The sequence below is a fragment of the Corynebacterium sp. p3-SID1056 genome, assembly GCF_025152525.1.
Lineage (GTDB): Bacteria > Actinomycetota > Actinomycetes > Mycobacteriales > Mycobacteriaceae > Corynebacterium.
Genome location: NZ_JALXXL010000013.1, coordinates 20,425 through 35,089, shown reverse-complemented (window position 1 = coordinate 35,089; position 14,665 = coordinate 20,425). Strand labels below are relative to the sequence as shown.

Annotated in this window: 13 protein-coding genes; 3 read left to right on the top strand and 10 right to left on the bottom strand. The window is 64.8% G+C overall.

Annotated elements, in window-relative coordinates; genetic code table 11:
• The first annotated feature begins 4 nt into the window (after positions 1-4).
• Entirely contained in the window at positions 5-1,774 is a 1,770-nt protein-coding gene (locus M3G14_RS10625; protein WP_259926502.1) for a pyruvate dehydrogenase, read from the top strand.
• Here M3G14_RS10625 and M3G14_RS10620 read toward each other — a convergent pair.
• The 6 genes from M3G14_RS10620 to M3G14_RS10595 form a co-directional block, all read right to left on the bottom strand.
• Positions 1,771-2,172 (bottom strand): heat shock protein transcriptional repressor HspR, encoded by a 402-nt coding sequence (locus tag M3G14_RS10620; protein WP_259926501.1) that lies wholly within the window; start codon positions 2,170-2,172, stop codon positions 1,771-1,773. The genes M3G14_RS10625 and M3G14_RS10620 overlap by 4 nt on opposite strands.
• Before the next feature lie 14 nt (positions 2,173-2,186).
• On the bottom strand, positions 2,187-3,383 hold the full coding sequence (dnaJ, locus tag M3G14_RS10615) for a molecular chaperone DnaJ (protein ID WP_259926500.1): 1,197 nt from the start codon (positions 3,381-3,383) through the stop codon (positions 2,187-2,189).
• Between the two features lie 140 nt (positions 3,384-3,523).
• Positions 3,524-4,135 carry a nucleotide exchange factor GrpE gene (grpE, locus tag M3G14_RS10610; protein WP_259926499.1) on the bottom strand — a complete coding sequence of 204 codons (612 nt, stop codon included), beginning with the start codon at positions 4,133-4,135 and terminating at the stop codon, positions 3,524-3,526.
• 20 nt (positions 4,136-4,155) lie between these two features.
• A complete protein-coding gene (dnaK, locus tag M3G14_RS10605; protein ID WP_259926498.1) occupies positions 4,156-6,000 on the bottom strand; it encodes a molecular chaperone DnaK in 1,845 nt (614 codons plus the stop codon).
• Positions 6,001-6,200: 200 nt separating this feature from the next.
• A complete protein-coding gene (locus M3G14_RS10600; RefSeq protein ID WP_259926497.1) occupies positions 6,201-6,995 on the bottom strand; it encodes a hypothetical protein in 795 nt (264 codons plus the stop codon).
• 99 nt (positions 6,996-7,094) lie between these two features.
• Positions 7,095-8,615 (bottom strand): aldehyde dehydrogenase family protein, encoded by a 1,521-nt coding sequence (locus M3G14_RS10595; RefSeq protein WP_259926496.1) that lies wholly within the window; start codon positions 8,613-8,615, stop codon positions 7,095-7,097.
• Positions 8,616-8,856: 241 nt separating this feature from the next.
• On the opposite strand from M3G14_RS10595, the gene M3G14_RS10590 reads away from it, so the two are divergent.
• Together M3G14_RS10590 and M3G14_RS10585 are read left to right on the top strand one after the other, a co-directional pair.
• Positions 8,857-10,212, top strand: coding sequence for an AI-2E family transporter (locus tag M3G14_RS10590; RefSeq protein ID WP_259926495.1), 1,356 nt, complete (start codon positions 8,857-8,859; stop codon positions 10,210-10,212).
• Between the two features lie 69 nt (positions 10,213-10,281).
• Entirely contained in the window at positions 10,282-10,806 is a 525-nt protein-coding gene (locus M3G14_RS10585; protein ID WP_259926494.1) for a type 1 glutamine amidotransferase domain-containing protein, read from the top strand.
• Here the strand turns inward: M3G14_RS10585 and M3G14_RS10580 are convergent, their stop codons facing one another.
• From M3G14_RS10580 to cysD, 4 genes are read right to left on the bottom strand one after another with little or no spacing between them, the layout of a single operon-like run.
• Positions 10,807-11,745 (bottom strand): sulfite exporter TauE/SafE family protein, encoded by a 939-nt coding sequence (locus tag M3G14_RS10580; protein ID WP_259926493.1) that lies wholly within the window; start codon positions 11,743-11,745, stop codon positions 10,807-10,809.
• Positions 11,738-12,427, bottom strand: coding sequence for a sirohydrochlorin chelatase (locus M3G14_RS10575; RefSeq protein WP_259926492.1), 690 nt, complete (start codon positions 12,425-12,427; stop codon positions 11,738-11,740). Before M3G14_RS10575 ends, M3G14_RS10580 begins: the two co-directional genes overlap by 8 nt.
• 10 nt (positions 12,428-12,437) lie before the next feature.
• Positions 12,438-13,727, bottom strand: a complete 1,290-nt coding sequence (locus M3G14_RS10570; RefSeq protein WP_259926491.1) for a sulfate adenylyltransferase subunit 1 — start codon at positions 13,725-13,727, stop codon at positions 12,438-12,440.
• Positions 13,727-14,659: a sulfate adenylyltransferase subunit CysD gene (gene cysD / locus M3G14_RS10565; protein ID WP_259926490.1), complete on the bottom strand. Its 933-nt coding sequence runs from the start codon at positions 14,657-14,659 to the stop codon at positions 13,727-13,729. Before cysD ends, M3G14_RS10570 begins: the two co-directional genes overlap by 1 nt.
• Positions 14,660-14,665: the final 6 nt, after the last annotated feature.

Here is a 14,665-nt window from a genome sequence, read left to right as displayed (position 1 = left end):
GTTCATGGCTGAAAATTTTGCACAAGCGTTAGTTTCCAAACTCGAAGCACTCGGTATTAAGCGTATTTACGGGCTGGTCGGCGACTCACTAAACCCGCTGTCCGATGCCGTACGCCAGAGCGAAATCGAGTGGGTTCACGTGCGCAACGAGGAGGCCGCAGCCTTCGCCGCCGGCGCGGACGCGCTTGCCACCGACGAGCTCGCCGTCTGCGGCGCGTCCTGCGGGCCGGGCAACACCCACTTCGTCCAAGGCCTGTTCGAGGCGCACCGCAACGGTTCGAAGCTTCTGGCCATCGCCTCGCACATCCCCACGATTGAAATCGGCTCCTCCTTCTTCCAGGAGACGCACCCCGAGCTACTCTTCCAGGAGTGCTCCTCCTACTGCGAGGTCGTGCACAACGCGGAGCAGGGCATGCGCGTGTTCCACAACGCCGTGCAGAACACGCTGGCAGGCGAAGGCGTCTCCGTGATGGTCGTGCCTGGCGACGTCTTCGCTACGGACGCCCCGGAGGGCCCGTTGAGCGCCGACTCCGTCTACGCCACCGGCAAGAACAAGCGCGTCTACCCGGATCCGCACGAGGCCGCGCGCCTGGTCGAGGCGATCAACAAGGCCGACAAGGTCACGCTGTTCTGCGGCTACGGCGCGCGCGACGCCCGCGACGAGGTCTTCGCGCTCGCGGAGAAGATCAAGGCCCCCATCGGCCACTCCTTCCGCGGCAAGATGTACTTCGAGTACGACAATCCCTTCGACGTGGGCATGTCCGGGCTGCTCGGCTACGGTGCCTGCCTTGACGCGATGGAAGAGTCTGACCTGTTCATCATGGTGGGTACCGACTTCCCCTACACCGACTGGCTGCCGGACGAGAACGTCGCGCAGATCGACATCGACGGCGCGCACATCGGCCGTCGCACGAAGGTGGACTACCCGGTTGTCGGCGATGTACAGAGCGTGATCGAGAACATCCTTCCCCACGTGGAAGAGAAGACGGACCGCGCCTTCTTGGACAAAATGCTCAAGCGCCACTACCAGCTGCTCGACCACGTGGTGAAGAGCTACACCTCGGAGGCCTTCGAGTCGAAGAAGCCAATTCACCCCGAGCTGGCTGCCTCCGTGCTGGACAAGCTTGCCGACGATGACGCCTACTTCACCGTCGATACCGGCATGTGCAACGTGTGGTCTTCGCGCTACCTCACCCCCAACGGCAAGCGCGACGAAGCTGCGTCCTTCCTCCACGGCACCATGGCCAACGCCCTGCCGATGGCCATCGGCGTGCAGGCCGCGCAGCCCGACCGCCAGGTGATCTCCTGGTCCGGCGACGGCGGACTCGGCATGCTCATGGGCGAGCTGCTCACCATCAAGCTGCACCAGCTGCCGGTGAAGGTCATCTGCTTCAACAACTCCTCGCTCGGCATGGTCAAGCTGGAGATGATGGTGGCCGGCATGCCCTACTTCGGCACCGACCACGAGCAGGCCAACTACGCCGAAATTGCCGAGGGCGCAGGCATCAAGTCCTTCCGCATCGAAGAACCCGAAGACCTCGAGCCCATGCTCAAGGAGGCACTAGCCTACGACGGCCCGGTACTGGTTGACATCGTCACCGACCCGGAGGCCCTTTCCCTGCCGCCGGGGATTACCTGGGACATGATGAAGGGCTTTACCAAGTCGGGCGCCCGCACCGCCTTCCTCGAAGGCGGCGTGGGTCGCCTGTTCAACCTGGCAAAGTCCAACCTGCGCCACATCGGCGGCGCTGCGGCGATCGAGTTCGGCGGCTAGCGCCGGCGGCGTCGAGAAGCGGCGGGCTCCCACGTCACCACCGCGGTCGAGCGCGGCACGTGCACGAGCTCGCCGCCGCGGGGGCGCGACTCCAAGCGCCTGCGCAGCTGCGCGTTCTCCTCGTGCTTGGCGGCGAGCTCCTCTTGCAAATCATCGATCTGCTCGGTCAGCTCGATGATCGTCTTGATACCGGCCAGGTTCACGCCGTCCTCCTGGGACAGCTGCTGAATCCGGCGCAACAGGGAGATGTCGCGGCGCGAGTAACGACGCCCGCCGCCACTCGTACGCATCGGGGTGACCAGGCCCATCCGGTCGTAGGTGCGCAGCGTTTGGGCGTGCATGCCGGTGAGCTCCGCGGCCACGGAGATCACGAAGTACTGCTCCGTCTCCTTCGCCATGTGTGCACCACCTCCTACTGGTTACCGGCCCACCCGGCGCGCGGGTCAAAGCCAGCATCCCGCTCCGCCTGGTGGTAGGCGCGCAACGCGCTGGTGGCTGCCGCATCCAGGTCCTTCGGCACCGCCACCTCGACGGTGACGAGCAGGTCGCCTGCCTTGCCAGACTTGCGCGGCACGCCGCGACCCTTCACGCGCAGGGTGCGCCCGTTCGGGGTGCCCGCCGGGATCTTCACGCGCACGCGCTTCTCCAGCGTCGGCACGGTCACGGTGCCGCCAAGGGCGAGCTCGCCGAAGGAAACGGGGACGGTGACCTCAAGGTCGTCGCCGGAGCGGGTAAACACCGCGTCCTCGCGCACATGCACGTGCACGAACAAGTCGCCGGCTGGAGTACCGTTCGGCCCCGCCTCGCCTTGACCGGCCAGGCGCACCTTCTGCCCATCGATCACGCCGGCGGGGATCCGCACGGTGATGCTGCGGGTGCGGCGCACCGTGCCGGTGCCGCGGCAGGTGGTGCAGGGGTCCTCGATAATCTCGCCGGTGCCCTGGCACTCGCTACACGGGCGCGCCATGCCGAAAGCGCCGCTGTTTTCCCGCACGTAGCCGGAGCCACCGCACTGGCCGCACCGGTGCGTCTTCCCGTCCTTAGAGCCGGAGCCGTGGCACGTGGTACACGGGGCCTCGCCGGTCAGTTCCACCGGGAAGGTCGTGCCCTTCGCCGCCTCGCGGAAATCGAGCGTTATTTCCGTTTCGACGTCGGCCCCCCGCGACGGCCGAGCGTTCCTGCCAGCAGCGCCGCCGCGGTTAAAGAGGCCACCGAAGAGATCACCAAGGCCGCCGTCTCCAGCTTGTCCAGCACCGGCGTGTCCGAAGACGTCGGAGAAGTCGGAGTAGTTGGAGAAGTCCGTTTGCGTCGTGCGAAACCCGCCCGGAAAGCCGGAACCACCTCCCCCGAAGCGACCGAAGCCGCCGGAGCCCATCATGGACTTGAACTGGTCGTATTCCTTGCGGTCTTGCTCGTTGCCTAACACGTCGTACGCTTCGGCCACCCGCTTAAATTTCTCCTCCGCGGCCTTGTTGCCGGGGTTGGAGTCGGGATGGTTTTCGCGGGCGAGCTTGCGGTATGCCTTCTTAATGTCTGCCGCCGAGGCGCTCGAGGACACTCCGAGATCGCCGTAGTAGTCCTTGTTTGCCCATTCCTGTTGCATTGCCATCTCGCACCCTCCTTTCACACAACTGTAGTGCGATGTACGTGGCTAAATTGTGTTTCGTTTTATAAAAATGGCCGGGGAAGAGTCCGCGTGCTGCTCGCTTCCTCGTTCCCCGGCCGCTTACCTAATAGCCGCGCGTGGCCTTAGGCGTCTTCGCCCGCTGTGTCCGCCTCTTCGGCAGGTTCAGCAGGATCCGCAATGATCACCATCGCGTTGCGGATGAGCTTGTCACCGACGTTGTACCCCTTGCGGAGCACACTGCCGATCACCTGCTCGCCGCCCGAGGACAGGTCTTGGACCGCCTCGTGGATCTCCGGGTTGAAGGCGTCGCCCTCAGCCCCGAAGGCTTCGACCTTCTGACCGGCGAGCACACTGCGGAACTTGTCGGCGAAAGCCTTCAGCGGGCCCTCCTTCAAGTCGCCGTGCTGTTCGGCCAGGTCGAGGTCGTCGAGAAGCTGCAGCAGCTCGCCCGCGAACTTCGCCTTCGCGTGCTCGGCGATCTGGCCGCGCTCGCGCTCGGTACGGCGACGGTAATTCGCGTACTCCGCGCTGACACGCTGCAGATCCTCGGTGCGCTCCGCGAGCTCCTTTTCGACGTCGCTTTCACCCTCGTCTTCGGCAACCGCGGCCTCGATGTCGTTGAGCTCCTCATCGATGCTGGCTGCGGCCTCCGCCTCCTGAGGGGTGACGGCTTCCTCGTCGGTATGCTCCGGCGCGCCTGGATCTTCCGGCATCTCCGGGTTCGGGTTCGTCATAACCTTCACCACTTCCTGACTTACTTGTTGTCGGAGTCCTTGGACTCCTCTGCGTCATCCTCAACAACCTCGGCGTCGACCACGTTGTCGTCGGCCGGCGCGTCAGCCTGGGTAGCACCCTCGTTGGCCTGCGCCTCGTAGAGCACCTTGCCCAGCTCCTGCGACTCAGTGTTCAGCTTCTCCACCGCGGACTTCACGGCCTCGAGGTCGTCGCCCTTGAGTGCCTCGTCGACCGCGTCTGCGGCCTCGGTCACGCGGGTCTTCAGATCCTCCGGCAGCTTGTCAGCGTTGTCGTCCATGAACTTGCGGGTCTGGTACGCGGCGGTTTCTGCACCGTTGCGGGTCTCCTGCTCCTCGCGGCGCTTCTTGTCCTCTTCCGCGTGCTGCTCCGCGTCCTTGACCATGCGGTCGATCTCTTCCTGGGACAGGCCAGAACCGTCCTGGATCTTGATCGTGTTCTCCTTGCCGGTGGCCTTGTCCTTCGCAGAGACCGAGACAATGCCGTTGGCGTCGATGTCGAAGGTGACCTCGATCTGCGGCACACCGCGCGGCGCCGGAGCGATACCTGCCAGCTCGAAGGAACCGAGCAGCTTGTTCGCGGACGCCATCTCGCGCTCGCCCTGGAAGACCTGAATCTGCACGCTGGGCTGGTTGTCCTCAGCGGTGGTGAAGGTCTCGGAACGCTTGGTCGGGATCGTGGTGTTGCGCTCGATCAGCTTGGTCATCACGCCACCCTTGGTCTCGATGCCGAGGGAAAGCGGGGTGACGTCGAGCAGCAGCACGTCCTTGACGTCGCCGCGGAGCACGCCAGCCTGCAGGGCAGCGCCCAGGGCCACGACCTCGTCCGGGTTGACGGACTTGTTCGGGTCCTTGCCAGTCATTTCCTTGACCAGGTCGGAGACAGCCGGCATACGGGTGGAGCCACCGACCAGCACGACGTGGTTGATGTCGCCGAGCGAGAGGCCAGCGTCCTTGATCACCTGGTTGAACGGCGTCTTGGTGCGATCCAGCAGATCGGAGGTGATCTTCTGGAACTCGGTGCGCGTCAGGGTCTCGTCCAGGAAGAGCGGGTTCTTCTCCGCATCAACGGTGATGTACGGCAGGTTGATGGAGGCCTGCTGGGAGGAGGACAGCTCGATCTTCGCCTTCTCCGCAGCCTCGCGCAGACGCTGCATCGCCATCTTGTCCTTGGACAGGTCAACGCCCTGTGCGGACTTGAACTTGTCTACCAGCCACTCGACGATGCGGTTATCCCAGTCATCGCCGCCCAGCTCGTTGTCACCGGCGGTAGCGAGCACCTCGACCACGCCGTCGCCGATCTCCAGCAGGGAGACGTCGAAGGTACCGCCGCCCAGGTCGAAGACGAGGATGGTCTGCTCGGAGTCGTTCTTCTCCAGGCCGTAAGCCAGCGCGGCAGCGGTCGGCTCGTTGACGATACGCAGGACGTTCAGGCCTGCGATCTGGCCGGCCTCCTTGGTGGCCTGACGCTGTGCGTCCTCGAAGTACGCCGGGACGGTAATCACTGCATCGGTGACCTCGTCGCCCAGGTAAGCCTCGGCGTCGCGCTTCAGCTTCTGCAGCGTACGCGCCGAGATCTCCTGCGGGGTGTAGTTCTTGTCATCGATGTTGATGGTCCAGTCGTCGCCCATGTGGCGCTTGACGGAGCGAATGGTGCGGTCGACGTTGGTCACCGCCTGGTTCTTCGCGGACTGGCCAACCAGCACCTCGCCGTTCTTTGCAAAAGCAACGACGGACGGGGTCGTACGGGAGCCCTCCGCGTTCGCGATAACGACCGGCTCGCCGCCCTCCAGGACGGAGACGACCGAGTTCGTAGTACCGAGGTCAATACCTACTGCGCGTGCCATGTGCTTTTCCTCCTGTATACGTGGGGTTTATCAGTAAGTTGATGTGCATCGACTCAACTTCACGGCAACCACTGTAACAGATGGCCTACCAGAGTTGAGCCTGTCGCACTCAATCCTTACAACGGCACACGCCCCAAAGTTGTTCCCGCTCGACTCAACTTTCTTCGTTCAAGCAGGTCAACTCATATTTTTGGGAAGGTCTAGCGCTGGAATTGGGCCAGCGCATCGTCGATAAGCGGGCGGGCGGCGTAGCCCAAACCGACGAGAGCGATGAGCCCAACCACTACTCCGGCGATGGCGAGCCCGGTCGTTTGGCTCGACGTCATGGAGCTTGCCGGCAACACCGAGCTGCTGCGCGTTTTGCCCTCGGCACAGTCCGAGAACGCCTGGTAATAGGAGATGACCGGCCCGGCAAACTCTGGCGCATAGGTCTTGGCTGAGTCGATGATCCCGTCGCGGATCTCCACAAAGCTCGTGCCGAAGAGGACGCCGCCGGCGGTTCCACCCACGACGGGCCCGAAGTCCACGCCGTACAGCGGGCCGAGCTCGTGCGCCTTCTCCGGGGTGATCGTGATTTTCTGCTCGGTAATCACGTCATTTTTCGACGCGTTGATAAAGCCAACCATGCGCCAGTACTTATCTTTCTGCTTGCCCAGCGCAAGCGCGGCCTGCGCGTCCGAAACCTTCCGGTCCGCGGGCACCGGCAGATCGCTCGCGCTCTTGACGTCCTTGCGCTGGCCGTACTCCCACACCGTTGTGGCCTGGTCTTTCGCCTCCTCACCCTCGAAGCTGTCGCGGACCTGCTCGCCCAGCCGGGCAAACAGCACAGAGTAGGCACCGTTGACACGTTCGGTGTCCTTGTCCGTAAAGGTGATGGTGCACTGGTTGTTCTCGGCGTCATATCTGGTCTCGTAGGCCTGCGCCGGTGGAGCGGCAACTGCCGAAGCAGTGAGGGAGACGGCAAGAGCCGCGGCGGCAAAACGGTTGGTATTCACGGGAAACTCTTTTCTTGTATATGGGAAGGAAGACAGCGGGCCCCGCCGCTGGCGCGCAAGCTACGCGGCAGCGGCGGGGCACTGAGGTCGGACGGGAGCCTAGAACAGCCCGGTCTCGTTCTCGTCGTAGGAGACGAGCAGGTTCTTGGTCTGCTGGTAGTGGTTCAGCATCATCAGGTGGTTCTCGCGGCCGATGCCGGACTGCTTGTAGCCACCGAAGGCGGCGTGAGCAGGGTACGAGTGGTATTGGTTCACCCACACGCGCCCCGCCTGGATCGCGCGGCCGGCACGGTAGACCGTGTTCTGGTTGCGCGACCACACGCCCGCACCCAGCCCGTAGATCGTGTCGTTGGCGATACGGATCGCGTCGTCGAAGTCCTTGAACGTGGTCACCGACATCACGGGCCCGAAGATCTCGTCCTGGAAGATCTTCATATCGTTCGTGCCCTTGAACACGGTCGGCTCGATGTAGAAGCCGTTTTCAAAGCCCTCGAGCTTGTTCACGTTGCCGCCGGTGAGCGTTTCCGCCCCCTCCTTCGGCCCGAGTTCGAGGTAGCTGCTGATCTTATCCATCTGCTCCTGCGAGGCCTGCGCACCCATCTGCACCTCGGTGTCCAAGGGGTTGCCCACCTTGATCTGCTTGACTCGCTCCACGCCGAGCTCGAGGAACTCGTCGGCGATCGACTCGTGGATCAGCGCGCGCGAGGGGCAGGTGCAGACTTCGCCCTGGTTCAGCGCGAACATGGCAAAGCCCTCGATCGCCTTGCGCTTAAAGTTGTCGTCGTGGGCAAAGATGTCCTCGAAGTACAGCGACGGCGACTTGCCGCCCAGCTCCAGGGTGACCGGGATGACCTTGTCCGCGGCCGCCTTGTTAATGATCTTGCCCACCTGCGTCGAGCCGGTGAACGCGATCTTGGCGATACGGTCGGACCCGCTCAGCGCCGCACCCGCCTCATCGCCGAAGCCGTTGACCACGTTGACCACGCCATCGGGGATCAGATCACCCACAAGATCCAACAGATAGAGGATGGAGGCCGGGGTCTGCTCCGCCGGCTTCATCACCACAGCATTGCCGGCCGCCAGCGCCGGGGCGAGCTTCCACACCGCCATGAGCAGCGGGAAGTTCCACGGAATGATCTGCCCGACCACTCCGAGCGGCTCGTTGAAGTGATAGGCCACCATGTTGTCGTCGATCTGACTGAGGCGGCCTTCCTGCGCGCGGATCGCGCCCGCAAAGTAGCGGAAATGGTCGATAGCCAGCGGGATATCGGCAGCGAGCGTCTCACGCACGGCCTTGCCGTTTTCCCAGGTCTCGGCCACCGCGATCTCCTCGAGGTGCTCCTCCATCCGGTCCGCGATGCGGTGCAGCATCAGCGCACGCTCCGCCGGAGAAGTCTTGCCAAACGCCGGCGCCGCCTTGTGCGCCGCGTCCAGCGCCAGGTTGATGTCCGCTTCCTTGCCGCGCGCCACGCGACAGAAGGTCTCGCCGGTCACCGGGGTGATGTTGTCAAAGTACTCACCGTCGACCGGGGCGACCCACTGACCGCCGATGTAGTTGTCGTACTGCTCACGGAACTTCACGGGGGAATCAGCAGTGCCAGGATTGGGGTAGACAGTCACGTCCTTGTTTCCTTTCGCTAATTGAGGATGGAATGTGACCTACCCTACACGCAATCCTAGGAGCGAGCTAGGGCATAGCGCTTATCGACGCCACGCCCATCCAGCAACCCCCATAGATCACCCGTGACCAGCGTGAATCAAGACATTGTTAGATTAGGCACCCCCTTAATCTGTCAATGAATCGTCATTTCGCGGCAACGTGGATGATTTCTTTGCCCGTCCGTCTGGCACAATGAGCAGCGTGACTGAGAAGAACACAAACGACTTCGTCGGCGCACTCGACACCACCGTCGAAGAAGTCGACATGATGCCCACCCCGGCCGACGCCGCCCAGGAGCTCTCCAATGAGCCCACCGACCGCGGCGAGGTTATTGCCGCAGATGGGCGCACCGCTGCCGCGTGGGCGCTGCGCTTCATCATCATCGTTGCCGCCACGGCAATTTTGCTCTACCTGCTCAAGTTCGTGTGGATGGGGCTGCTCCCCATTTTCCTCGCACTGATTGTGAGCACCGTCCTGTGGCCGCCGGTGCGCTGGCTGCGCTCCAAAAAGTTCCCGGCAGCGCTGGCCACATTCGCCGTCATCATCGGCTTCTTCGGCATCATCGCCGGCATCTTCGCCGCAATGGGGCCGACCGTAAAGAAGCAGGGCACGCAGCTCTACGAGCAGGCCGGCCAGGGTATCGACCAGATCATCGCCTGGGTCAATGAGCGGGTCGATCCTTCCATCATTGACCCGAACCAGATTCGCGAGCAGCTTTCGCAGGCGGCCGATGCGCTGCGCGGGCAGGCGTCGAATATCGCTTCCGGCGTCTTCTCCGGCATCGGCGCGATCGCCTCGGTCGGCACGACGCTCGTGCTCACGCTGATTCTCACCTTCTTCTTCCTCAAGGACGGCGACCGCTTCCTGCCGTGGCTGCGCCAGTACGTCGGTGTGAAGGCCGGCTGGCACCTCACCGAGGTGTGCATGCGCTCCTGGAACACCCTGTCCGGGTTCATCCGCACCCAGGCGATCGTGTCTGCGGTCGACGCCATCTTCATCGGCATCGGCCTGCTCGTCCTCGGTGTGCCGCTGTGGCCGGTGCTTGCGGTCACCACGTTCTTCGCCGGCTTCGTGCCGATCGTCGGTGCCTTTACCGCCGGCGCACTTGCCGTGATCATCGCGCTGGTGTCGAACGGTTTCATGAACGCCGTGTTCGTACTCGTCCTCATCATCGCCGTGCAGCAGATCGAGGGCAACATCCTCCAGCCGATCCTGCAGTCCCAGGCGATGGGCCTGCACGCGGCAATCGTGCTGCTCGTTGTCGCGCTCGGCGGCACGATCTTCGGCATCGTCGGCGCGTTCCTGGCCGTCCCCGTGGCCGCCGTCGTGGCCGTCTGGTTCCGCTACTGGGCCGAGATGGTTTCACTGCGTACTGGCGAGATCACCGCGGACGATATACAGATCTCAACCTCACAGAGCGAGACGCTCGATTCCAAGCAAGCGTTCTTCGCCGTGCGCGACCACATGGTCCGCATTGCCAAGCGGGAGAAGAAACCAGTCGAAGACACCTCCCTCGGCTCGACGAAGGTGCCGCGCGGCGCGGTAAACGACGAATAGGTGGCGAGCCGCACAGGGTCGCCCCTACCCTGGGCCCCGTAATGCACCCGAAGAAATTTAAGGAGCATCATGGCTGACCTGAATGGCAAAAAGATTGCAATTATCGCTACCGACGGCTTCGAGGATTCGGAGCTGACTTCGCCCAAGGAGGCCGTCGAGGCCGCCGGCGCCACCGCCGCCGTTATCGCGCCTGCAAGCGGCGAGATCGAAGGCAAGAAGGGTGCCACCGTCAAGGTGGATCTCACCACCGCAGAGGCGAACGCCGCTGATTATGATGCGCTCATCCTGCCTGGCGGCACCTTGAACGCGGACGCGATCCGCGTGGACGCACCCGCAGTGGAGCTGGTCAAGGCTTTCAAGGCCGCCGGCGCACCGATCGGCGTGATCTGCCACGGCGGTTGGATCCTTACCGACGCCGACCTGCTCAAGGGCGTCACACTCACCTCGGTCGCCAACGTGAAGACCGACCTGGTCAACGCCGGTGCCAACTGGGTTGACGAGGAGGTCGTGGTGGATTCCGGCTTCATCTCCTCGCGCACCCCGGCCGACCTCGAGGCCTTCAACGCCGCCCTGGTGAAGGAGTTTGCCAAGTAGCTAGGCTGCGTGCACCCGCGTCGTCTGCCGCTGCGGGTCCTCGTTCACCGGGGCGGGCGTTTCCGCTTTCGTGGCTCGCGCCCGGTGCACGCCGCGCCAGGACAGCGCCGCGCCGAGGAGCACCACGACACCCCGCGCGGCCCACAGCCCGTCGTCAGGCACCCCGACGGCAGCAAGCACCTTCGGCAGGTTGAGGAACACGATGAGGGTGCCCACCACCCCGCCCAACAGAATCGGGTTGAGGCGGGAGACCAACCACGCGCCGATCGGGGCGGCAACCATGCCTCCGGCCAGAAGCGCCAGCACGGCGGCGAGGTTGGCCACCAGGTCGTGCCACATGCCGATAGCGAAGCCCGCGGTCGCGGCAGCGGTGACCAAGAACTCCGCCGTGTTGACGGTGCCCACGATGCGCCGCGGCTCGCTGCGTCCCGCGGCCAACAACGTCGAGGTGGTCACCGGTCCCCAGCCGCCGCCCCCGGTCGCGTCAACAAGCCCGCCGAACAGTCCGAGCCCGCCCAAAAACTGCGTGGAGTGCGGCTGTGTCTCCAGCTTCCGCTGCGTGAGCCCGCGGGAAAAGCGGATCATCAGATTCAGCCCGATGAGCGCCAGGATCAGCGACATCACCGGCTGCGCCGCCTCAGTCGACAGGTTGGCCAGTACCGTCGCGCCGATAAAGGCACCGATTGCGCCCGGCACGCCAATGCGCGCCACGACCTTCCAATCAACGTTGCCAAAGCGCCAGTGCGCCACGCCCGAGGCAAGAGTCGTACCCAGCTCGGCGGTGTGCACGACCGCAGAGGCAGCAGCAGGACCGAGGCCGGCGAGCATGACCAGGATCGTCGTGGAAGTGGCGCCGAAGCCCATGCCGAGGCCACCGTCGACAAGCTGCGCCGCAAGTCCTGCGACAGCGATGAGCAAAAGTGTGCTGGGTTTATACATGGGAAGCTCCTTCAAGCGCCACGCGGAAGCGGTGTGCCACGATGTCCGCGAGTGCCGTAGTAAGGGGTTTCGAGGCCGTGGCCTCGGAAAATGGCGCCAGGGCGGCCAGTGCCGTATCGAGCAGGAGGCCGTCGGTGACAAAGAGTGGGAGGAGGTGGGTCGGGGTGTTTCGCGCCTGCTCGGCGAGCGCCTCAGGCCCGCCGCGCGTTGCGCCAATCAGGTGTGTTGCGCGCCCAGTTCGCTTCTCGACGCCCCGCCGCACCCCTTCGTACCGCGCCGCCTGCGCCGCGTCGGACGTGCCGACCGGGTAGACGACGAGGTGGGCGTGGGGTGGGGCGTCGGCGAGCGCTTGCGCGGCAAGCACATCGATGAGGTCCTCGCCCAACCCGATGCTTGCGGCCCGGGTCAGGGGCAAAAACTCGGCGGCGGCCCGCATGTGCGCAGGCACGTCGTTTTTGGCGTGAAAGGCCTGGGTAAACAGCAGTGGCACCACGATGGCGCGGTCCTCCCCGCGGGCTGCGAGCTCGCGGGCGGCATCCTCGAGGTTGGGCTGATCAAAATCCAGGTGAGCGTCCAACCACGGCACCCCGAGCCGCTGCGCCGCCGCGCCGGTTAACGCGCGCACGCCTGCGCGGGCCCGCGGGTGGCGGGAACCGTGCGAGAGCGTGAGCAGGGCAACCATTGGCGTACTCCTAGCGCAGGCGCTTGCCCACCAGGCCGGCGGCGAGCGTGTTGCCGGAGGCCTGGTCGATGAGCAGGAAGTTGCCCACCGCGCCGCGGGCGGCGTAGTCCTCCACCGGCAGCTCGCCCGCAGTCTGAATGGTCACGTGTGCGATGTCGTTCAAGCCCACCGCAGCCGGATCGAGCACGTCGTTGTCTGCGGAGTCGATGTCCAGGGTGCGCTCGATGGCCACAACGCGGGCGCGCTCCAGGGCGGTGCCGTAGCGCAACTTCACCGCCTTGCCGGCTGTAAGGTCCTTTTCCGACAAGCCGACGACGGTCGCCTCGAACTCACGCGTCGCCTCCGGTCGTTCGCCTGCGGCAAGCAGGTCACCGCGGACGAGGTCGATGTCGTCGGCAAGCCGCAGCGCGACGGACTGCCCAGCACGGGCCGAGTCCACCTCGCCGTCGGAGGTGTCGATACCGACAACGGTGGTGGTGCGCCCGTGCGGGGTGGTCACCGTATCGCCGACGTTGATCGTGCCGGCGTTGATCCGACCCGCGTACGCGCGGTAGTCGCTGGCGTGCTCGCGCAGCACGTACTGGATGTTGAAGCGGAAGTCGAGGTCTAGGGCGCGGCCCGAGTGCACCGGGATCTCCTCGAGCACGTCAAGGACCGTGGGGCCGGTGTACCAATCCATGTTGGTCGAGCGCTCGACCACGTTGTCGCCCTTGAGCGCGGAGATCGGCACGACGATCGGCTGCTCGATGCCCAGCCCGCGGGCCTTCGCTTCGAAGGTGTCCTTGATCTGGGTGAAGGTGTCCTCGGAGTAGTCGACCAGGTCGATCTTGTTCACCGCGAGGATCACGGTGCGCACGCCGAGCAGCTTCGCCACCGTGAGGTGCCGGATCGTTTGTTCGACGACGCCGTTGCGGGCGTCGACAAGCAGGACCACGACCTGGGAGGTGGACATGCCGGTGACCGTGTTGCGGGTGTACTGCACGTGCCCCGGGGTGTCGGCGAGGATGAACGTGCGCTTGTCGGTGGCGAAGTAGCGGTAGGCCACGTCGATGGTGATGCCTTGTTCGCGTTCGGCGCGCAGGCCGTCGACAAGCAGGCTTAGGTCGAGCCCCTCGAAGCCGCGGTCTGCTGAGCTGCGCTCAACAGAAGCGAGCTGGTCGGCCAGCACCGACTTCGTGTCGTGCAGGAGGCGGCCGACGAACGTCGACTTGCCGTCGTCGACGGAGCCAGCGGTGCACAGTCGCAGCGTCTGGCGCGCGGCGAGCAGGTCAGTTGCGGAAGCAGCTTGGGCGACAGTCATCAGAAGTAACCTTCCTTCTTGCGGTCCTCCATGGCGGACTCGGACAGGCGGTCGTCGGCGCGCGTCGCGCCGCGCTCGGTAAGGGTGGAATTGGCGATCTCGGCGAGCACCGCGTCGATCGTTGTTGCGTCGGACTCAACAGCACCGGTGCAGCTCATATCGCCCACCGTGCGGTAGCGCACGCGGCGGGTCTCGAGCGTTTCGCCCTCGCGCGGGCCGCCCCACTCACCGGCCGTCAACCACATGCCGTCGCGGTTGAACACCTCGCGGTCGTGCGCAAAGTAGATGCTCGGCAGCTCGATACCGCGGGCGCCGATGTACTCCCACACGTCAGCCTCGGTCCAGTTAGAAATGGGGAACACGCGCACGTTCTCCCCCGGCAGGGTCGCGCCGTTGTACAGGTCCCACAGCTCGGGGCGCTGGCGGCGCGGATCCCAACCGCCGAAGGAATCGCGTACGGAGAAGACGCGTTCCTTGGCGCGGGCGCGCTCCTCGTCGCGGCGCGCGCCGCCGAGCACGGCGTTGTAGCCCACCTCGGCGATGGTCTCTACCAGCGGCACGGTCTGCAGCGGGTTGCGCGTGCCGTCGGGACGCTCCGCGAGATCGCCGCGGTCGATCCAATCCTGCACCTTGGCCACGCGCAGGCGCAGCCCGTACTTCTCCACGACGCGGTCGCGGAACTCGAGCACCTCCGGGAAATTGTGGCCGGTATCAACGTGCAGCAGCTCGATGGGCATCGCGGCTGGGGCGAACGCGCGCAGCGCCAGCTCGAGCACCACGCAGGAGTCCTTCCCGCCGGAGAACAGCAGGCCGATTTTGTCGAATTGGCCTGCGACTTCACGCAGGATGTGGATCGATTCGTCTTCGAGGTCTTTCAGGTGCGGCGAGAGCGCACCGCCGGTGGTACGCGCCTCGTTCGTTGCAACAGTCATGTGTGT

Bases quoted from the DNA above. Each gene is read 5' to 3' on its own strand.
- M3G14_RS10625 (WP_259926502.1), top strand. From the start codon at position 5: ATGGCTGAAAATTTTGCACAAGCGTTAGTTTCCAAACTCGAAGCACTC.
- M3G14_RS10620 (WP_259926501.1), bottom strand. From the start codon at position 2,172: ATGGCGAAGGAGACGGAGCAGTACTTCGTGATCTCCGTGGCCGCGGAG.
- dnaJ (WP_259926500.1), bottom strand. From the start codon at position 3,383: ATGGCAATGCAACAGGAATGGGCAAACAAGGACTACTACGGCGATCTC.
- grpE (WP_259926499.1), bottom strand. From the start codon at position 4,135: ATGACGAACCCGAACCCGGAGATGCCGGAAGATCCAGGCGCGCCGGAG.
- dnaK (WP_259926498.1), bottom strand. From the start codon at position 6,000: ATGGCACGCGCAGTAGGTATTGACCTCGGTACTACGAACTCGGTCGTC.
- M3G14_RS10585 (WP_259926494.1), top strand. From the start codon at position 10,282: ATGGCTGACCTGAATGGCAAAAAGATTGCAATTATCGCTACCGACGGC.
- M3G14_RS10580 (WP_259926493.1), bottom strand. From the start codon at position 11,745: ATGTATAAACCCAGCACACTTTTGCTCATCGCTGTCGCAGGACTTGCG.
- M3G14_RS10575 (WP_259926492.1), bottom strand. From the start codon at position 12,427: ATGGTTGCCCTGCTCACGCTCTCGCACGGTTCCCGCCACCCGCGGGCC.
- M3G14_RS10570 (WP_259926491.1), bottom strand. From the start codon at position 13,727: ATGACTGTCGCCCAAGCTGCTTCCGCAACTGACCTGCTCGCCGCGCGC.
- cysD (WP_259926490.1), bottom strand. From the start codon at position 14,659: ATGACTGTTGCAACGAACGAGGCGCGTACCACCGGCGGTGCGCTCTCG.